This window comes from Vibrio sp. 10N.222.55.C6, from assembly GCF_041473395.1.
GTDB lineage: Bacteria > Pseudomonadota > Gammaproteobacteria > Enterobacterales > Vibrionaceae > Vibrio > Vibrio crassostreae_C.
In genome coordinates, this window is record NZ_JBFRSD010000037.1 from 1 (window position 1) to 18,907 (window position 18,907).

Sequence of the window (18,907 nt, forward strand, 5' to 3'; positions counted from 1 at the left end):
CCAACTGAGCTAGTATCGCAATCTGAAAACGTCTTTCTCCGTTCAGGGCTGCGAATTATAAGAGCATTTTTTTGTGATGCAAGTCCTTAATGCAAAATTACGAAACTTTTTACTCAACTGCTGTAAAAGCACACAGATTTGCAAAAAAAACGGCTCTTATGTCCCTGAAAAGTTAGATAAACGTGATCATTTTATTCGACTAGATGTTAATAATCGTTTTTCGGTAGTACTGCAGCTCGGCGATCGACTCTCGAATATCGTCTAACGCAAGGTGACTTCCCGACTTAGAAAAACCATCTAACACTTCAGGTTTCCAACGACGAGTCAGCTCTTTCAGAGTGCTTACGTCAACATAGCGGTAGTGGAAGTACTCTTCTAACTCTGGCATGTGCTTGTATAGGAAACGGCGGTCTTGACCAATGCTGTTGCCACAAATTGGTGACTTACCTTTTGGTACCCATTTTTCAAGAAACTCAATGGTTTGTTGGATGGCATCTTGCTCTGAAACCGTGCTTTCTTGAATTCGCTTCACAAGGCCGCTGCCAGTGTGCGTCGTTGTGCACCACTCGTCCATCTTGTCCAATTCACTCTGAGGTTGGTGAATAGCCAAAACAGGTCCTTCAGCCAGGATGTTAAGCTCACTATCAGTAACGATAGTAGCAATTTCAATGATTTTATGAGTTTCAGGATCAAGTCCTGTCATCTCTAGATCAACCCAAATAAGGTTCTGATCGCTAAAGGACATAAGGCGTCGCCTATTTGTTTATGTGTAAAAGAGGTACTATACCCAAATAACTATACTCAAACTAGCTTTAGGACCATCGAAATCACGTGGTACCAGCAACATCCTGTTTGAGTCCCCAATCATCAAGTTAGATGTGTTAAGTGAAAAATTGTGGCTAAAAAAAAGAAGTTAACCAAAGGTCAAGTACGTCGTGTACGTAGCAACCAGAACAAGCGACTCAAGAAAGAAGATTCTATCCAATGGGATGAGAACATGCTTGGCGGAACCAAAAGCGGACTCGTGATTACGCGCTTTGGCCAACATGCTGATATCGAAGATCTTGAAACTAACGAAGTTCATCGTTGTAACTTACGCCGTAGTATCGAGACTTTAGTTTCTGGTGACCGAGTGACTTGGCGCGCAGGCTTAGAATCAATGGCCGGTATTTCTGGCGTTGTGGAAGCGGTTGAGCCGAGAACTTCAATGCTGACTCGCCCTGATTACTACGATGGCCTAAAGCCAGTAGCTGCGAACGTCGACCAAATGGTTATCGTATCGGCTGTGCTACCAGAGCTATCACTTAATATTATCGACCGTTACCTAATTGCTTCAGAAACGGTAAACATCGCGCCGCTTGTTGTACTGAACAAGGTCGATCTACTGACTGATGAGCAGATTGCTGAATACCGTGAAACACTTAAAGAGTACGAGAAGATCGGCTATAAAGTGATGTTCGTGAGTAAAGAGTCTGGCTACGGCATCAAAGAGCTGGAAGCTGAACTCAAAGACCGTATCAACATCTTTGTTGGTCAATCGGGTGTGGGTAAATCAAGCCTAGTGAATGCATTAATGCCTACGCTAGACATTGAAGAAGGCGAAGTCTCTGAGAACTCAGGTCTTGGTCAGCACACAACCACGGCAGCTCGTTTATACCACTTCCCTTCTGGTGGTGATCTGATTGATTCACCAGGAGTGCGTGAATTCGGCCTATGGCACCTAGAGGCCGACGAAATCACTGAAGCCTTTATCGAGTTCAAGCCTTACCTTGGCGGTTGTAAGTTCCGTGACTGTAAACACATTGATGACCCAGGCTGCATCCTGCGCGTAGCGGTAGAAAACGGAAAGATCAGTCGATTACGTTTCGACAACTACCACCGCATCATTGAAAGCATGGCGAGTAACAAAGATAACCGTCAGTATTCACGCAACAAAAAAGCCGATCTCTAATCGCGTTTTTGTGAACAAATGTGTGCATTTACTGACAATTGGCGCGAATTTAAGTAACATCTCGCGCCCTAAACCGTCATCGACAGATTTAATTGAAAAACAATTAGCATTGGAAAATTAATACAATGGATAAGATTAAAGTTGGATTGCAGTACTGGATTCCACAACATGGATTAACTCGCCTAGTCGGCAAACTTGCGTCTGCTAAAGCGGGCGGCTTAACGACAGCGATCATCAACTGGTTCATCAAGCAATACAAAGTGAACATGGATGAAGCTCTGCATAGCGATCCAAAACACTTTAAAACATTCAATGAATTCTTCGTGCGTGAATTGAAAGAAGGCATGCGTCCTATCGCTGAAGGTGAGTCTGTTATTGTTCACCCTGCAGATGCACGTGTGAGCCAATTTGGCCCAATTACTGACGGTCAACTGATTCAAGCGAAAGGCCATAACTACTCAGCTCGCGAGCTATTGGGTGGTGATGCTGCGCTAGCGGATGAATTTAAAGACGGTGAATTCGCAACGCTTTACCTGTCTCCAAGTGATTACCACCGCGTGCACATGCCATGCGACGGCACACTGCGCCAGATGATCTACGTTCCAGGTGACCTTTTCTCAGTTAACCCGTTAACGGCAGAAAACGTTCCAAACCTATTCGCACGTAATGAGCGTGTCGTTTGTATCTTCGATACGGAATTTGGCCCAATGGCACAAGTGCTGGTTGGCGCAACGATCGTAGGTAGCATTGAGCAAGTATGGGCAGGTACCATCACCCCACCTCGTGGTAACTCGGTTTACAAATGGGATTACCCTGCACAAGGTGACAAAGCAATCATCTTGAAGAAAGGCGAAGAGATGGGCCGCTTTAAGCTTGGTTCAACCGTTATCAACCTGTTCGCTAAAGATGCGATCAAGTTTGACGACACTATGCAAAATGGCGAGAAAACGGTTCTTGGTACACCTTTCGCGCACATTGCTGGCAAAGAAGCGCAAGCAAATGACGATGTTGTTACCGATTCTGCTGAGAACACTGACCAAGCTTAACAATTTGAGTTAACTCATTTAAGCTTTCAAGGCGCGTTACTTTTTCTATTTCAGAGAAGAACGCGCCTTTTTCTTAACTCTACCGATTCATTTGCTACTCAAGCTCTAACAACTCAATCTTTCAAACCCTGCCCAGCCACCTGATGCTTCTCACTCTTGTCTCTAATTGCCCAGATAAAAGATTGACCAAAAACAAAACAACTGTCGAAACCTTAAACAACTTTTTGATTTTCCAACCCGTCTCCAAGTACCAGAAATCCAGATAACTTACTCTATTTGAAGATATTTTATTTATAGGGTCTTTGTACATGCCTAAACTCAATGTTGGCGTTCTGGTCAAGCTGTTGATTTGTTTTGCGATTCCCTTAGGCGTGTTATTCATGCCGATAGATTCAATACCAATCGATGATCTCACGCTGATTCAACACCGCCTGTTGGCGATATTCTTATTAGCAGCCCTGCTGTGGGTGCTTGAACCTGTTCCGGTATTCGCCACTTCCATTTTGATCATTGCGCTTGAACTGGTGATGATATCTGACAAAGGTTTACACCTATTTAGAAATCCACCAGCGGGGCACGATCTCGGTGAGTTAATCAAATATACCGACATCTTCGGTGCATTTTCGTCACCGATCATCATCCTTTTCATGGGTGGTTTTGCTCTTGCGATATCCGCATCCAAGTATGAACTCGATAACAACCTAGCTCGAGTGCTTCTCAAACCATTTGGTACAGAACCGCGCTTCATTATGCTCGGCTTAATGCTGATCACCGCCGTGTTCTCAATGTTCATGTCAAATACCGCAACGACGGTAATGATGCTTGCACTGCTCGGCCCTATCGTGGCATCTGCACCAAAAGGCGATATGGGTATCAAAGCGCTCGTGTTGTGTATTCCAATTGCTGCCAATACTGGCGGTATCGCAACCCCAATCGGTACACCGCCCAATGCCATCGCGCTGCAATACCTAACGGGTGAAAATACCATCGACTTCCTCAGCTGGATGATGATGGGCTTACCCTTTGTGATCATCCAACTCACCATCGCTTGGTTTCTTCTACAAAAACTCTTCCCTTCTAAAGAAAGAAACATGGTGCTCAAGCTTGATGGACAATTTAGAAAGAGCTGGCGAGCGATTGTGGTTTACATCACCTTCGCTGCGACAATCTTATTGTGGATGACCACCAAACTGCACGGCATGAACACCTATGTCGTGTCTATCATTCCACTGGCTGTGTTTACGCTCACTGGCATCATGGGCAAAGAAGAACTCAAGCTGATTAACTGGGATGTGTTGTGGCTGGTCGCAGGTGGTATTGCGATTGGTATTGGCTTAGATAAAACAGGCTTAGCCGCTGCACTCGCACACGCAATTGACTATGAATCGCTGTCACCTGCAGCTGTGGTACTGACATTGTCTATCGTGTGTTGGTTAATGGCGAACTTCATGTCAAACACTGCGACGGCCAACTTGCTGATGCCGATAGCCGCTGCAATTGGTGCTTCCATGGAAAGCCTAGTTGCGATTGGTGGTCTGCAAGGCTTGCTGGTTGTGGTCGCCTTCTCTGCGTCACTTGGCATGATTCTGCCCGTATCGACACCACCAAACTCACTGGCCTACTCGACCGGGCTTATCGAAAGCAAAGACATGGCGAAGATGGGCATCATCTTAGGTATTGTGGGCTTGCTGATGGTTTACCTCGCCCTGTTTATCATCACCTAGTACGTTAATCCCTACTAATGCCCTTCCAGATAGTAATCACGTCTTTGCTATCTGGAAGGTTTAGTGCATATTGAATCCCCCACTTCTACATTTTGACACGGACGTACACTTCAATGGGATTCGAATGGCTGGCTCTTGCTGCCGCTTTTCTTTGGGCTATCGCGAGCCTGATGTCAGTAAAGCCTGCTCAACACTTAGGTTCTTTCGCCTATAGCCGTTGGCGCATGGGTTGCACTGCTATCATCTTATCGAGCATGGCTTGGTTTACTGGTGGCTGGTCAACGGTCGAAGCAGACCTAGTCACGCCGATGATGCTGTCTGGGCTAATTGGCATCTTCATTGGTGATACCGCCCTATTTGCTTGTTTGAACAGAATGGGACCGCGCCAAGCAGGTTTGCTGTTCTCTTGTCACGCCGTGTTCTCGGCAATTCTTGGTTACTTCCTATTTAGCGAAAGCATGACTTCGGTGGAGCTGATTGGCTCGGCTTTGGTGTTCAGTGGTGTATTAACCGCGATATTCTTTGGTCGTCGAGGACAAGCCAACAACCAACTCGAAACCATCAAGGGCACCGTGTGGATTGGTGTAGCTCTCGGAATCACTGCCGCTATTTGCCAAGCCTTGGGCGGTATTATTGCAAAACCCGTGATGCAAACCAGCATAGACCCTGTTGCCGCTTCAGCGATTCGTATGATTACCGCTTTTGTTGCTCACTCCGCATTTCGTCTAACTGGCGCTAAGCTCTCACGCGCAATTAACCCGATGAATGGTCAAATATTCGCGATTACCGCAGTGAACGGCTTTCTTGCTATGGCGGTGGGAATGACGCTGATCTTGTATGCACTGCAAGAAGGAAATGTCGGCATGGTTGCTCTGTTGTCTTCAACCACACCTATCATGTTGTTACCAATACTTTGGCTGTACACCAAACAGAGACCAAATGCCTACGCTTGGATCGGTGCCATTGTTGCCGTAGTGGGTACTGGTATTCTAGTCAGCTAGCTAGTGAAGTTAATTGGCAGCTGATTGGAAACTGAGAGTGAATAGCTAATGACTATTCACTCTCAGTAAAAACAAAAGCAAAAAGTTAAGAACGTGGGAAAGGAAAAGCCGTCACGTCATCGATGTGGTCATAACCTAACGCCAGCATGATCAGACGATCAATACCTAAAGCAACACCCGCACAGTCTGGTAAGCCCGCTTTTAATGCCTCAATCAAGTGATGGTCAATCGGTTGAGGCGATAAGCCCATCTCAATACGTTTGGCATTGTCATCTTCAAAACGCTTGAGCTGCTCTTGTGGTTTATCTAGCTCATGGAAGCCGTTTGCTAACTCGATGCCTTTGAAATACACCTCAAAGCGATCCGCCACTCGCGAATCCTCAGGATTAATCTTAGCCAATGCCGCTTGTGAAGCCGGAAAGTCATAAACAAACGCAGGGACTTGTTGGCCTATTTTGGCTTCAACCCCAATACTAAACAGCAACTGCAGCAAGGTATCACGATCTTCTTCAGGGTCAGCTATATCGCTGAGCCCAAGTTTTGCTGCGGCTTGCTTTAGCGTAGCCATCGAATCTTCCAGGGGACACACACCTAACACGTCAATAAAGGCTTGTTGGTAAGTCATTCGCTCTGCTGAGCCCGATTTAAGTACCTGCTGTAACAGCAAATCCATTTCATCCATCAGGTCATGGTGATCAAAGCCAACGCGATACCACTCCAACATGGTGAACTCAGGGTTGTGGTAACGGCCATTTTCTTCGTTACGGAAAGACTTACAAATTTGGTAAATACAGCCACTGCCCGCCGCTAATAGACGTTTCATATGAAACTCAGGGCTAGTCATAAAGAACAGAGGCTGACCGTGCGCATAACCCGGCCCTACGAATTCAGTTTTGAAAGTATGCAAATGCACGTCCGTCACCGTGGCGTGGCTCATCGCAGGCGTATCCACTTCCATCACGTTTCGCTCAACAAAGAACTGACGAATTTGATTAAGGATATCAGCACGTTGCTTTAACTGTTTAATGGTTGCGGCCGGTTGCCATGTAGAGTGCATTATTGAGTTCCATATTACTGAATTCTAGGCGACGGAAATTACCACCTTTCATCGCTTTTGTAAGCTTCTATCTTTCTATTCGTGAAAGCAAAATGTTGTTTTAATGAAGCCAGAAAATTACGTTCTACAATACAATTATCAATACAGATTTCACATCAACATTGATAACAAAAATCATACTCAACAAGCCGTTAACACCCACCCTGTGGGTTAAACGTTATCAACAATTCATTGCCGTGATTGCAGTCACATAACCTATAATTTCTATGCCTCCATATGCATTACCGACCTAAAAACCCAAATGCATCAACTTTTCGAATACCTTCCTCTCTTACACTGAACCTACCACTTAAGGCTTAGGGGTGATAAACGGTTGATGCCGTTTAAGTACTCTCTAAATGCTTTTTATAATAACAAGCGGAATACTCCGCATCACACTGGAGAATAACTGTGAAGACAATTACCACAGATATCGCAGTCATCGGCGCAGGCGGCGCTGGTCTTCGTACAGCTATTGCTGCGGCTGAAGCTAATCCTGAACTGGAAGTAGCACTGATTTCTAAAGTTTACCCAATGCGTTCGCACACGGTAGCGGCAGAAGGCGGTTCAGCAGCAGTAATTAAAGACGAAGATAGCTTAGATAACCACTTCAACGATACTGTTGGCGGTGGCGACTGGCTATGTGAACAGGATGTTGTTGAATACTTTGTTGAAAACTCGACTCGCGAAATGATCCAAATGGAACAATGGGGCTGCCCATGGAGTCGTAAAGAAAACGGTGAAGTAAACGTACGCCGATTCGGCGGTATGAAGGTAGAGAGAACGTGGTTCGCAGCGGATAAAACCGGCTTCCACATGCTTCATACTCTGTTCCAGACTTCGATGAAGTACGACACAATCAAACGATTTGATGAGTACTTTGTGGTGGACCTTCTCGTAGAAAACCAGAGCGGCGTTGAAGATGGCGAAGTACAAGGCCTAATCGCGATTCATATGTCTGAAGGTGAGCTTGTTACCATCAAAGCAAAATCTGTTGTTCTAGCAACCGGTGGCGCAGGTCGTGTTTACCACTGTAATACCAACGGCGGCATCGTAACTGGCGACGGTATGGCAATGGCTTATCGCCACGGTGTACCACTGCGTGATATGGAGTTCGTTCAATACCACCCAACAGGCCTACCGGGCACTGGCATCTTGATGACCGAAGGTTGTCGTGGTGAAGGCGGTATCATCGTCAACAAGAACGGCTACCGTTACCTACAAGATTACGGCATGGGCCCTGAAACTCCAGTGGGCGAGCCGAAGAACAAATACATGGAACTGGGTCCTCGTGACAAAGTTTCTCAAGCATTCTGGCACGAGCAGCAGAAAGGCAACACCATCAAGCACCCACTTGGTGATGTCGTACACCTTGACCTTCGCCACCTGGGTGAAGAGTACCTGCAAGAGCGTCTTCCGTTCATCTGTGAGCTTGCAAAAGCGTACGTAAACGTAGACCCGGCAAAAGAGCCAATCCCAATTCGCCCTACCGTTCACTACACCATGGGTGGTATTGAAACTAACGGTACGTGTGAAACTCGCATTAAAGGCCTATTCGCCGTTGGTGAATGTGCTTCAGTTGGCCTACACGGTGCAAACCGCCTAGGTTCTAACTCTCTGGCTGAGTTCGTAGTATTTGGCCGCGTTGCTGGTGAAGAAGCAGTGAAACGCGCTGCTGAATTCAAAGGCTGGAACGAAGAGTCTATCGCTAAGCAAGTGAAAGCGGTTGAAGATCGCATCGCAGGCATCTTGGCTCAAGAAGGCGATGAGAACTGGGCTGACATCCGCACTGAAATGGGTCACACCATGGAAGCGGGTTGTGGTATCTACCGTCAAGAAGACTTGATGCAAAAGACCATCGACAAAATCACTGAACTGAAAGCTCGCTACAAGAAGATCAGCATTAAAGACAAAGGCAAAGTGTTCAACACTGACCTACTTTACGCTATCGAAGTGGGTTACGGCCTTGAAGTTGCAGAAGCGATGGTTCACTCAGCGATTCTTCGTAAAGAGTCTCGCGGTGCACACCAACGTCTAGACGACAACTGCACAGAACGTGATGACGTGAACTTCCTGAAACACTCTCTATCTTTCTACAACGAAGATGCAGCACCAACCATCGACTACAGCGGCGTTAAGATCACCAAATCTCAACCTAAAGCTCGTCTGTACGGTGAAGCTGCAGAGAAAGCCGCTGCCGCTGAAAAAGCAGCAGAAGAGAATGCTAAGAAGAGCGAAGAGGAGCAAGCATAATGTCAGCGAATCGAATCCAAAAAATTGAAATCCTGCGTTATGACCCTGAGCACGATGCAGAACCTCACTTTCAAACCTTTGAAGTTCCGTTTGATGAAACCATGTCAGTACTTGATGCGATCGGTTACATCAAAGACAACCTAGATAAAGACCTGTCTTACCGTTGGTCTTGTCGTATGGCGATTTGTGGTTCTTGCGGCATCATGGTTGATGGCGTGCCAAAACTGGCGTGTAAGAGCTTCTTACGTGACTACCCGAATGGCTTCAAGATTGAGCCTTTGGCTAACTTCCCAATCGAAAAAGATTTGATTGTCGACATGACACCGTTCATCGAACGCCTTGAAGCAATCAAGCCTTACATCATTGGTAACGACCGTAAGCCAGAAGACGGCACGAACATCCAAACTCCAGAGCAAATGGCGAAATACAAGCAGTTCGCTGGCTGCATCAACTGTGGTTTGTGTTACGCAGCATGTCCTCAGTTTGGTCTAAACCCTGAGTTCATCGGCCCTGCGGCACTTGCTCTTGCTCACCGCTACAACCTAGATAGCCGTGACAATGGTAAAGCTGAACGTATGAAGCTTATCAATGGCGACAATGGCGCTTGGGGCTGTACGTTTGTAGGTTACTGTTCTGACGTATGTCCGAAGAAAGTAGACCCAGCGGCTGCAGTAAACCAAGGTAAAGTTGAGTCTTCAATGGACTTCGTTATCTCGATGTTCAAGCCAGACGGATCGCAAGTAAAAACAGCAGAGGAGGCATAATATGAGCAATCGTAAGCCTTATGTTCGTGAGATGAAGAGAACGTGGTGGAGCAACCATCCGTTCTACCGCTTCTACATGCTACGTGAAGCGACTGTACTGCCTTTGATTCTATTCACTCTGTTCCTAACCTTCGGTTTGGGTGCACTAGTGAAAGGCCCTGAAGCGTGGGTGGGTTGGTTGAGCTTTATGGCGAACCCTATCGTCGTTGGTATCAACATCGTGGCACTGCTAGGCAGCTTGCTGCACGCTCAAACCTTCTTCAGCATGATGCCTCAAGTAATGCCAATCCGTCTTAAAGGCAAATTGGTTGATAAAAAAATCATCGTACTGACCCAGTGGGCAGCGGTGGCTTTTATTTCTTTAATCGTTCTTGTTGTGGTGTAAGGAGCTTTCGTTATGAACACAAATTACAAAGTAAAACCTGTTAACCACAACCCACAACGCTCTGATGAGCCAATCTGGTGGGGCCTATTTGGCGCTGGCGGTACTTGGTTTGCGATGATCACACCAATCACGGTTCTAGTGTTAGGTATCTTAGTGCCAATGGGCATCATCGATGCGGACGCAATGAGCTACGAGCGTGTGTCTGAATTCGCCACCAGCATTATCGGTGCGCTATTCATCATCGGTACGCTAGCACTGCCAATGTGGCACGCAATGCACCGTCTTCACCACGGCATGCACGACCTTAAGTTCCATGTCGGCGTTGCGGGTAAAGTGGGCTGCTACTTCGTTGCAGGCCTAATCAGCGCATTGTCTGTTATTTTCATCTTTATGATTTAAGAGTTAAGGGCAGATTCGAGATTCGGGTAAACGAGTATCGAAGAGCTTAAGAGCAGAAAACAAAAGCAGAGCTAGGTTATCCAGCTCTGCTTTTTTGTTATTTGTTGAATATCTTATCTCTCTGACTCGGCTCTGATCTTCCTGCTTTTCGTATCTCGCATCTCGTTCACACATATCTGCTCTTCCAGCTCTTCGTATCTCGCATCCCGCATCTCGTTTACGCGAATCTGATCTTGGGATACAAAAAAAGGCCGCCTAAGCGACCTTTTTCAGATACTTGAAGTCAATTACTTCACACGACCAACGTATTCGCCAGTACGAGTATCAACTTTAACAACTTCACCGATTGCGATGAATAGAGGTACGCGAACTACCGCGCCAGTTGCTAGAGTTGCAGGCTTACCGCCAGTACCTTGTGTGTCGCCTTTAAGGCCAGGATCGGTTTCTGTTACTGCGATCTCAACAAAGTTTGGTGGAGTTACTGTGATAGGGTTATCATTCCACAACGTTAGAGTACATACGTCGTTTTCAACTAACCATTTAGAAGTCTCGCCTACTGCTTTTGCATCAGCAGCGATTTGCTCGAATGTTTCGTTGTTCATGAAGTGGTAGAATTCGCCATCGTTGTATAGGTAACCTAGTTCAACGTCAACAACATCTGCAAGCTCGAAGCTTTCGCCTGATTTGAATGTTTTCTCTAACACTTTGCCTGACAGCAGTTTACGAAGTTTTACACGGTTAAACGCTTGGCCTTTACCTGGCTTAACGTATTCATTGTCGATAATTGCGCAAGGCTCATTATCTAACATGAATTTTAAACCGCCTTTGAATTCATTGGTGCTTACTGACGCCATGATTTTCTCTTCCACATCTTTGAGTTAATTTCAATGCCGCATATCATAACCCGAAAAGTCGAATCTGTTGAGCAAAACTGGCTCAAACAACTATCGAATGCGATCTCTGACCCGACAAAACTGCTTGAGGCATTGGAAATAGACCCAACACCGTGGCAAGCAGGCTTCGCTGCTCGTGAGTTATTTGCACTTCGGGTACCTCTTAGCTTTGTCGAACGAATGGAAAAAGGCAACCCACACGACCCATTGCTACGACAGGTTTTACCGCTAAGCGAAGAGTTTGAGGTACACCAAGGCTATTCCGCCGATCCTTTGGAAGAACAAGAAAATGCAATTCCGGGCTTACTGCACAAATACAAAAACCGCGCACTGATGATTGTAAAAGGCGGTTGTGCGATTAACTGCCGCTACTGCTTCCGTCGTCACTTCCCTTACCAAGATAACAAGGGCTCGAAGTCTGTTTGGCAAACCAACCTAGACTATGTGGCGGCTCACCCAGAGATCAACGAAGTTATCTTGTCGGGTGGCGATCCACTGATGGCAAAAGACAGCGAACTAGAGTGGCTAATTCATGCTATCGCACAAATTCCACATGTGAAAACAGTTCGAATTCATAGCCGATTACCGGTTGTGATTCCCGCTCGAGTAACGGATGAACTATGCCAATTGTTAGCTCAAACTCGCCTTAATGTGGTGATGGTGAGCCATATTAACCATGCCAACGAAATTAACTTAGAGCTCAAACAAGCTTTCCACAAGCTTAAGTTAAGTGGTGCGACTCTGCTCAACCAAGGCGTGATGCTTAAAGGCGTAAATAACAGCGCTAACTCATTGAAAGAATTAAGCGAAAAGCTATTCGACGTCGGTGTTTTACCTTACTATATGCATGTACTTGATAAGGTTCAGGGCGCAGCGCACTTCTATATTTCAGATGAAGAGGCGAAGCATCACTTTAAAGGATTAATCTCTGAGGTTTCAGGCTACCTAGTACCTAAGTTAACCCGTGAGATTGGCGGGCGCAGCAGCAAGACACCACTCGACCTACACATTGAATAGAGAAGTTGTATCAATGAAACACAATACCTCAGTTGCTCCACCAGCAACCACATCTCAACCAGCGCTTAGGTTCAGCTCAAGAGGTTTCACCATCATCGAGCTGGTCGTGGTGATCGTGATTCTAGGTATTGTGTCGGTCACTGCAGCTTCTAAGTTCCTCAACCTTCAAACCGATGCTCGTATCTCGACATTAAACGGCCTTAAAGGCGGAATGGAGGGCGCAAGTGCTATGCTTTATGGTAAGACATCAGCATTGGGCTTAGATAAAGCAGCTAGCGCATCGATTAATGTTGAGGGTGACAATATCTCAGTGGTCTATGGTTATCCTGCAGCGATGAACGATCAAACTTGGTCACAGCTCATCGAATCAACCTTTCTAGATGCTGTTTGGGATACGGGTCGAGCTGACTGGTTCTTTACCAACACAGATGCGAATGATGGCATTATTCTTTATGCGCCTTCTAGCCGAAAAAAACAGGCTGATAACTGCTACCTTGAGTACCAAGAAGCGACAGAGACCACGACACCAGCCTTCACCTTAACAACAAGCGGCTGCTAGGTTTTAAGTAATCTTTATCAATCGTTAAGACAAAAAGTTTTTGTTCGATCGTCCGGTCTATTATTAGCATACTCGGCTCTATTCTAAATTTTTAGGAGGGGTGATATGTCACAATTTATAGAACAAACTCTCAACCTTGCCCCCTTTAGCTGGGCAGGCCTCGCTGCATGCATGCTGTGTGGTTCTTTAATCGGAATCGAAAGGCAAACACGCGGTAAACCCGTCGGAATCCGAACGTCGATTCTGATCATCAGTGGTACCTATTTCTTCCTCACCATGGCGATCAGCCTATCCCCCAACACACTCGATCAAGCTCGTGTGCTTGGTCAGATAATTACGGGTGTTGGATTTCTTGGGGCTGGTGTAATGATGACACTGGATGGCAAGATTCATGGCGTGACTTCAGCCGCAATTATCTGGGTACTCGCAGCATTAGGTATGATGATCGCACTAGGGCATCTTTCCCAATCGGTCATTATCACGCTAATGGCGCTAGTGATTCTGCTTGGTGTCGATAAAGTGGAAAACAGCTTCCAGAGCCTGCGTCGTGGTGTGCATCAGAAGTGGATGAGAAAAGGCCGCGTGAAGAAGTAACCTCAACCTGAAACAGACATTAAAAAGGCCTAGTCACACGACTAGGCCTTTGTGTATCCAACTAATTAATACACCTGAATACACACCTGATTCTTACCCGCAGCCTTTGCCTTATAGAGCTGCTCATCAGACGAACGAATACTCTGGTTTTCCCACAAGTGCCCTACGCTGTCGAACTTATACAAAGAGTAAAGCGTCGCGCCACCAGACACTGAGATACTAATCTTGTCACCTGTTGGGCATCGATAACTTTGCAGGCTAATATCATTTTGAATTCGCTCAAAGATCGACGAAAGCAACTCAGAAGATTCACCCGTGATCGCGACAACAAACTCTTCGCCACCAAACCGTGCCACGATATCTTGCTGTCTAACGCTATTCAGCATCACCTGAGCAACATGGCAAATCACCTCGTCCCCCACTTTATGGCCATGCTGATCATTAACGACTTTGAAATCATCAATATCAAACACGCCAACACCAATAATCGGCTCCTCATCTTGCGCCAGTAATCGAGCCTCAAAACCACGTCGATTCAGCAAGCCCGTTAATGGGTCGCGCATTGCTAGCTCATTTAAACGCTGGTGCTCTTGTCTTGTATAGAAGCGCCATAGCCATAAAACTAAGAGCAGATACAAAACCAACAGTATCGAAAGCTGAATCTTCTCCATCTCCAATACATGCAGAAAGCGCTCGCTCTTATCTTCTTCAATACTCAGATATAACTGGGTGTCAATGTCATTGACATACAGAGGCTTGGAATACGTAAAATCCATAAACCCGTATTTGTTTGCGCCTCGAGTACTTGTGACTTTATAGCCATGGGTAGGGTTCGATACTAGGTTCGAGACATAACCATCGACACCCAATACCCCTTTAAACTCACCATTAACGTAGATTCCTTTGGTTAAGGTCACCACTTTCTGACCTGTTAAGTAATCATCATATTGGCCGGTATACACCACTTGGTCTTGCCCTTGAGCTAAGCCAAAGCGAATCGTGTTCACCCAATAAGGCCTGCTATTCACAACCGAATCAAAGGTGTCGCCCTTAATGTAACTGGCAAAATCAGAAGGCGAAGAGATAATGAATTTCTCTTTTGAAATGAAATAAATCGCAGAGATGGTATCAATGGTATTGGCAAAATAAGCCATGGTCGGCGCGATGAACAGGCGCTTACCCGCTTCGGTATAAAGGTCCGATTCCGGGTTGCACATCTCGCGAGGGCCAGAGAACATAAAATCAAAACGAGGGGCATGTTGCTCCTCACTGGTGAAGTAACACGTCTCACCCTCGATCTTTTTGTCATGCGAGAATACGTAGGTATCCCCATGCAGTGGATAAAGCGCAGTGATGTTGTACTCAAGCGCATTTATGATCTGTGTGAGCTCCGCTAAAGAGCGTGTTACGCCTTGGTTTTCCATTCCATACTGTTTATCTGATTCTTCCGCTGAATCAACGAGCAACAAGCTCAAAACTACTAAAAAACTGGCGGTCAGGCCTAAGAAAGCCTTTTTAAAATCGACGGTATGGTGGTTAATCAAAGCATATAAATCATCATTAGGAATTTATCGCACATTGTACTCATAAGTAAAAATACTGCAATAGAAAATATAAAACAATATGCTTATCTATTTTGGAGGGGCGTTTGGATATCTATAAGAAAATGTTGAGTTGCAATAACGCCTAAGTCAGATGCACTTAGGCGTTATGAATCACTATAGTAACACTAAGCCTTACTTAGCAAAGTTTACAATCGGGAAGCACGGGAAGAAACCGTTGTCAGCACAGTTGATCAGACCAACTTGTACGCCTTCGATTTTGTTGGTTTTGTTGAAGATACCAACCTGAACCGTAGACACTTCTGAAAGGTTCGCTGCACCAACATCAACCATAGTGTTACCTTCTGAGTAGTTGACGAAACTCACGTTCGCGCCTTTCACATCATTAGTAATGTTCACAGCACCAAGGTTAACACCCGTTGTTTTACCCGTGTTCCAGTTGAAGAAACCTAGAGATGCACCGGTCATTTCTTGGTTCACTTTTGATGCACCCAAAATACCCAGGTTCACACCTGTGGTCGTTTGCGTCTCAGACATACCAACAACAGCAAGATCGACACCTTTAAGGTCGTTCACTTGTCCGTGAAGTAAAGCCAAGCGCACACCGCCAACAGCATCTGAGTCAGGTGCGTTGAAGCCATTGATCGTTGAAAACATAACAGGCGAAGAAGCAAATACCGCCGGTGCCATTACTGCTGCAGACACAGCAAGTACTGAAAGTAGTTTTTTCATTGGGGAGTCTCCACTGACTTATTGTTCACTTGATTAATCCATTTTTAATCAAGCATTTATTGTCCTTTATTCAACAGCTACCCATGTTAAATCAATGTAATAACTGTACTGTTGAATATAAGCCGCTAAATCATAAAGAGCAATGGTTAAGAGCAGATGCGGGATTCGAGTGAACGAGATGCGAAAAGCAAAAAAAACAGAGACCGAAACCTCCGCTCTAATGCTTATTATTCCAAACAAAAATCTAGGCGAGAAAATCAACATGTTTCACAAGCTTATAGCCCACACACTTATTGCCGCATCTAAAGCGATGTCATCCTAAAAAATTTATTGATAAAAGCTCAACAGACCTCAGGTATTCAAAAACTAATGTTCGTAAAATTCTGAAAATAAACTAAATTCTAATATAGGAATAGAACGATATGAAACAGTGGGAATAGCATGGTTAAGGAACCTACGAATAAACAGACCATTAAAGCAATTATTTCGCGTGGTTTTTTGGCTATCGTGTTATTTTTAGGCCTCTATATCTATGTTAGCCATGCTCTGAAGAACAAAGAGCAGGACATGATTAATCTCCAGCTCAGTCTTTCTGAAGCTTATAGCGTTATGCTCTCTGTCAGACGACAAGAGCAGCAGTTTGTTTCCACAAGGCAACCAGAGATTCAAGAACAACTCAATATAAAGCGAAGTCAGCTGATCGAAAAGCTGGCTGAGATCGATGGGAAAATCGTACGAAGCGACCTCAATATTTCTTTTAATTATGCCAAAGTTGTCGAGTATCTCGACGAGTACCACACCGCCTTTACATTATTAGCCCTTGAGTTAGTCAGCATACATGGCAAGAGGGACCAAATTGGGCTCATTGAGAAACTAAAAAATGCAGCGTTGACACTTGAGCGCTTCGTACATGAATCCAATAATGTGCAGCTTGAAGAATTGACTTTAGAAACACAAGATCTCATGTATCAGTTCTTTACCGATTTTGATCAGACAACATTAGATAAGATTGTCGATTCATTGTTCAAAATCCAAGATGAAATAGAACAGAATTCCCGAACGATCAGTGCATTAGCTTCGTTTAATAATTTTAAACGCCACTTTTGGCGATTGCAGCGAGGGTTAAAGAGTGTCGGGTACAGCTCTGATAGCGGCCTCAAAGGAGAACTCACCAGCAGTATTTATCATGTTGAAGATGAGCTCAACTTACTTTTCACCGAAACACCCAAGCAGATCGCAGAGAGCCTGACGCAGATAAAGTCGTACAGCTACTTATCGACAGCCGCATTAGGAGGGGTGACGTTACTGGTGCTGCTTTATGTTGTGTGGCGTGCCAGTCAACTTGAAACTCAATTGATTGTTTCACAAGAGAAAGCACGACAAGCAAACCGCGCAAAAAGTGCCTTTCTTGCCAATATGTCTCATGAGATACGGACACCGCTTAATGGCGTGATTGGTATGTCAGAAATACTGGCAGAAACCAAACTATCCGCAGAACAGAAAGACTGCCTTGGGACTATCTATACCTCTTCTCAAACCTTACTTATGTTGATCAACGATGTTCTCGATCTGTCCAAAATTGAATCGGGTAAACTGGAAATTAATCCACATACGACAGACTTAAGAGAGCTGCTGTTTGATAGCGTGACTCTGATTTCTTCTAAAGCTTATCAAAAGCAGATTAAGTTGGAAGTTGAAATTGATGGCGAGCTCCCAGAGTACATTCATGTTGATGGGAATAAAATTCGCCAAGTGTTGATGAATTTAGCCTCAAATGCGATCAAATTTACAGAACAAGGCTCTATCGTATTCACCGCTAAACGGCTTCCATCATTGGAAACAGAGTGTGTGGTCGAGTTTTCTGTTCGAGATACGGGTATTGGTATCGCAGCAGACCAACAAGAGCACATTTTCAAAGCGTTTTGCCAAGAAGATACCAACATCACCTCCAATATTGCGGGGACCGGATTAGGGCTTAGTATTTCGTCACGTATGGTGGAAATGATGGGAGGCTCGATAAACGTTGAGTCAGAGAAAGACGTGGGCAGTTGCTTTCATTTCCAATTAACCGTAGTGCCATCAGATCATTCTGAACATAAAAATCGTAAACAAACCGTTGTCTATTATTCAGATGCGCCATCGAAACTTTTACTCGATGACTTGTTCCGCCTTGGTTACTCACCACAACTAAAATCAATCGAAACAAACTTGGCGGCAACTGACCTCCCAGAGATCGCTTTGATGGAAGATATTAACCAAGCCAAAACACTGCATCGCTTAGCACCAGAGGTGAAAATCATCATAGTGAAAGATAATCTTAGTGATCCTATGAGTGAGTGTCATTTTATCTCAGGCTATGTGACTCTTCCTATGCTCGGTTCCCGCTTAAGTAGCATGTTGAACTCCGTGCTTGAAAGGTCACAGCCACAACCCCCTCAACATCAACCTGAGCCGATAGAAGCGACTGTACGTCAAAAAGTCCTCGTAGTTGAAGATAACCGCGTAAATCAGAAGGTGGTATGTATCAATTTAGATAAGTTAGGGATTGAATATTGGGTTGCCAATGATGGACAAGAAGCGATTGATTTATATAAAGAGCATCATCAAGACATCGGCCTTATCTTGATGGACTGCATGATGCCGAATGTAGATGGCTTTGAGGCAACAGAGCGAATCAGGCGCTATGAAGAAAACCTGCAACTTCAGGCAACACATATCCTCGCTTTAACGGCATCCGTGCTCGATGATGATATTAAACGTTGCTTCGAGTGTGGAATGAACGATTATCTTCCAAAACCATTTAAGCGTGACATGATGCTGCAAAAAATTGATGAACAACAGTTTACGCACAAGGCAGGCTGACCAAGGAGCTTTGGAAAAAAGGGTGATGGTGAAGCTGAAATACAGATACGGGATGCGAATAAATAAGGC

Annotated in this window: 17 protein-coding genes; 12 read left to right on the forward strand and 5 right to left on the reverse strand. The window is 45.2% G+C overall.

The annotated features are described in order from the left end of the window. Nucleotides 1-199: 199 nt before the first annotated feature. The gene (orn, locus tag AB4486_RS19340; RefSeq protein ID WP_010434065.1) at nt 200-745 is read right to left on the reverse strand and encodes an oligoribonuclease; all 546 of its coding nucleotides are present in this window, start codon (nt 743-745) and stop codon (nt 200-202) included. Between the two features lie 150 nt (nt 746-895). Here orn and rsgA point away from each other — a divergent pair, with 150 nt between their 5' ends. The 4 genes from rsgA (at nt 896) to AB4486_RS19360 (ending at nt 5,722) form a co-directional block, all read left to right on the forward strand. Next, nucleotides 896-1,951, forward strand: a complete 1,056-nt coding sequence (gene rsgA, locus AB4486_RS19345) for a small ribosomal subunit biogenesis GTPase RsgA (RefSeq protein WP_372118232.1) — start codon at nt 896-898, stop codon at nt 1,949-1,951. Between the two features lie 125 nt (nt 1,952-2,076). Next, nucleotides 2,077-2,997: an archaetidylserine decarboxylase gene (gene asd / locus AB4486_RS19350; RefSeq protein ID WP_017063172.1), complete on the forward strand. Its 921-nt coding sequence runs from the start codon at nt 2,077-2,079 to the stop codon at nt 2,995-2,997. A 308-nt stretch (nt 2,998-3,305) separates the two neighbouring features. Next, a complete protein-coding gene (locus tag AB4486_RS19355; RefSeq protein WP_017061303.1) occupies nt 3,306-4,721 on the forward strand; it encodes a DASS family sodium-coupled anion symporter in 1,416 nt (471 codons plus the stop codon). A 113-nt stretch (nt 4,722-4,834) separates the two neighbouring features. Then, complete coding sequence (locus tag AB4486_RS19360; RefSeq protein WP_017071213.1) at nt 4,835-5,722, forward strand: DMT family transporter; 888 nt, start codon at nt 4,835-4,837, stop codon at nt 5,720-5,722. Between the two features lie 85 nt (nt 5,723-5,807). On the opposite strand, the gene epmA is transcribed toward AB4486_RS19360, so the two are convergent. Beyond that, nucleotides 5,808-6,779 carry an elongation factor P--(R)-beta-lysine ligase gene (gene epmA / locus AB4486_RS19365; RefSeq protein ID WP_102428020.1) on the reverse strand — a complete coding sequence of 324 codons (972 nt, stop codon included), beginning with the start codon at nt 6,777-6,779 and terminating at the stop codon, nt 5,808-5,810. A 450-nt stretch (nt 6,780-7,229) separates the two neighbouring features. On the opposite strand from epmA, the gene frdA reads away from it, so the two are divergent. The 4 genes from frdA to frdD are packed head-to-tail and all read left to right on the forward strand — an operon-like array spanning nt 7,230 to nt 10,619. Beyond that, on the forward strand, nt 7,230-9,071 hold the full coding sequence (gene frdA / locus AB4486_RS19370; protein ID WP_372118235.1) for a fumarate reductase (quinol) flavoprotein subunit: 1,842 nt from the start codon (nt 7,230-7,232) through the stop codon (nt 9,069-9,071). Further along, complete coding sequence (locus tag AB4486_RS19375; protein ID WP_009847917.1) at nt 9,071-9,835, forward strand: succinate dehydrogenase/fumarate reductase iron-sulfur subunit; 765 nt, start codon at nt 9,071-9,073, stop codon at nt 9,833-9,835. Before frdA ends, AB4486_RS19375 begins: the two co-directional genes overlap by 1 nt. A 1-nt stretch (nt 9,836) precedes the next feature. Then, nucleotides 9,837-10,220, forward strand: coding sequence for a fumarate reductase subunit FrdC (gene frdC / locus AB4486_RS19380; RefSeq protein ID WP_136977161.1), 384 nt, complete (start codon nt 9,837-9,839; stop codon nt 10,218-10,220). A 12-nt stretch (nt 10,221-10,232) separates the two neighbouring features. After that, on the forward strand, nt 10,233-10,619 hold the full coding sequence (gene frdD / locus AB4486_RS19385) for a fumarate reductase subunit FrdD (RefSeq protein WP_017063167.1): 387 nt from the start codon (nt 10,233-10,235) through the stop codon (nt 10,617-10,619). A 287-nt stretch (nt 10,620-10,906) separates the two neighbouring features. On the opposite strand, the gene efp is transcribed toward frdD, so the two are convergent. Next, complete coding sequence (gene efp, locus AB4486_RS19390; protein WP_372118238.1) at nt 10,907-11,473, reverse strand: elongation factor P; 567 nt, start codon at nt 11,471-11,473, stop codon at nt 10,907-10,909. A gap of 33 nt (nt 11,474-11,506) precedes the next feature. Between efp and epmB the strand changes: the two genes are divergently transcribed. The 3 genes from epmB (at nt 11,507) to AB4486_RS19405 (ending at nt 13,682) form a co-directional block, all read left to right on the forward strand. Beyond that, complete coding sequence (gene epmB, locus AB4486_RS19395; RefSeq protein WP_372118241.1) at nt 11,507-12,529, forward strand: EF-P beta-lysylation protein EpmB; 1,023 nt, start codon at nt 11,507-11,509, stop codon at nt 12,527-12,529. Nucleotides 12,530-12,542: 13 nt separating this feature from the next. Next, entirely contained in the window at nt 12,543-13,088 is a 546-nt protein-coding gene (locus tag AB4486_RS19400) for a prepilin-type N-terminal cleavage/methylation domain-containing protein (RefSeq protein ID WP_017067163.1), read from the forward strand. 105 nt (nt 13,089-13,193) lie between these two features. Continuing rightward, the gene (locus AB4486_RS19405; RefSeq protein WP_004733333.1) at nt 13,194-13,682 is read left to right on the forward strand and encodes an MgtC/SapB family protein; all 489 of its coding nucleotides are present in this window, start codon (nt 13,194-13,196) and stop codon (nt 13,680-13,682) included. Nucleotides 13,683-13,747: 65 nt separating this feature from the next. Here AB4486_RS19405 and AB4486_RS19410 read toward each other — a convergent pair whose 3' ends face one another. Continuing rightward, complete coding sequence (locus tag AB4486_RS19410; protein ID WP_372118244.1) at nt 13,748-15,226, reverse strand: diguanylate cyclase; 1,479 nt, start codon at nt 15,224-15,226, stop codon at nt 13,748-13,750. A 192-nt stretch (nt 15,227-15,418) separates the two neighbouring features. Beyond that, on the reverse strand, nt 15,419-15,976 hold the full coding sequence (locus tag AB4486_RS19415) for a VC2662 family protein (RefSeq protein WP_372118247.1): 558 nt from the start codon (nt 15,974-15,976) through the stop codon (nt 15,419-15,421). A 567-nt stretch (nt 15,977-16,543) separates the two neighbouring features. Between AB4486_RS19415 and AB4486_RS19420 the strand changes: the two genes are divergently transcribed. After that, complete coding sequence (locus tag AB4486_RS19420) at nt 16,544-18,838, forward strand: ATP-binding protein (RefSeq protein WP_372118250.1); 2,295 nt, start codon at nt 16,544-16,546, stop codon at nt 18,836-18,838. The last annotated feature ends 69 nt before the right edge of the window (nt 18,839-18,907 follow it).

What these genes read in the sequence shown, in the direction of transcription:
- frdD (WP_017063167.1), top strand. Translation starts at nt 10,233, where the DNA reads ATGAACACAAATTACAAAGTAAAACCTGTTAACCACAACCCACAACGC.
- efp (WP_372118238.1), bottom strand. Translation starts at nt 11,473, where the DNA reads ATGGCGTCAGTAAGCACCAATGAATTCAAAGGCGGTTTAAAATTCATG.
- frdC (WP_136977161.1), top strand. Translation starts at nt 9,837, where the DNA reads ATGAGCAATCGTAAGCCTTATGTTCGTGAGATGAAGAGAACGTGGTGG.
- epmB (WP_372118241.1), top strand. Translation starts at nt 11,507, where the DNA reads ATGCCGCATATCATAACCCGAAAAGTCGAATCTGTTGAGCAAAACTGG.
- AB4486_RS19415 (WP_372118247.1), bottom strand. Translation starts at nt 15,976, where the DNA reads ATGAAAAAACTACTTTCAGTACTTGCTGTGTCTGCAGCAGTAATGGCA.
- AB4486_RS19405 (WP_004733333.1), top strand. Translation starts at nt 13,194, where the DNA reads ATGTCACAATTTATAGAACAAACTCTCAACCTTGCCCCCTTTAGCTGG.
- epmA (WP_102428020.1), bottom strand. Translation starts at nt 6,779, where the DNA reads ATGCACTCTACATGGCAACCGGCCGCAACCATTAAACAGTTAAAGCAA.
- orn (WP_010434065.1), bottom strand. Translation starts at nt 745, where the DNA reads ATGTCCTTTAGCGATCAGAACCTTATTTGGGTTGATCTAGAGATGACA.
- AB4486_RS19375 (WP_009847917.1), top strand. Translation starts at nt 9,071, where the DNA reads ATGTCAGCGAATCGAATCCAAAAAATTGAAATCCTGCGTTATGACCCT.
- AB4486_RS19400 (WP_017067163.1), top strand. Translation starts at nt 12,543, where the DNA reads ATGAAACACAATACCTCAGTTGCTCCACCAGCAACCACATCTCAACCA.
- asd (WP_017063172.1), top strand. Translation starts at nt 2,077, where the DNA reads ATGGATAAGATTAAAGTTGGATTGCAGTACTGGATTCCACAACATGGA.
- AB4486_RS19360 (WP_017071213.1), top strand. Translation starts at nt 4,835, where the DNA reads ATGGGATTCGAATGGCTGGCTCTTGCTGCCGCTTTTCTTTGGGCTATC.
- AB4486_RS19420 (WP_372118250.1), top strand. Translation starts at nt 16,544, where the DNA reads ATGATTAATCTCCAGCTCAGTCTTTCTGAAGCTTATAGCGTTATGCTC.
- AB4486_RS19355 (WP_017061303.1), top strand. Translation starts at nt 3,306, where the DNA reads ATGCCTAAACTCAATGTTGGCGTTCTGGTCAAGCTGTTGATTTGTTTT.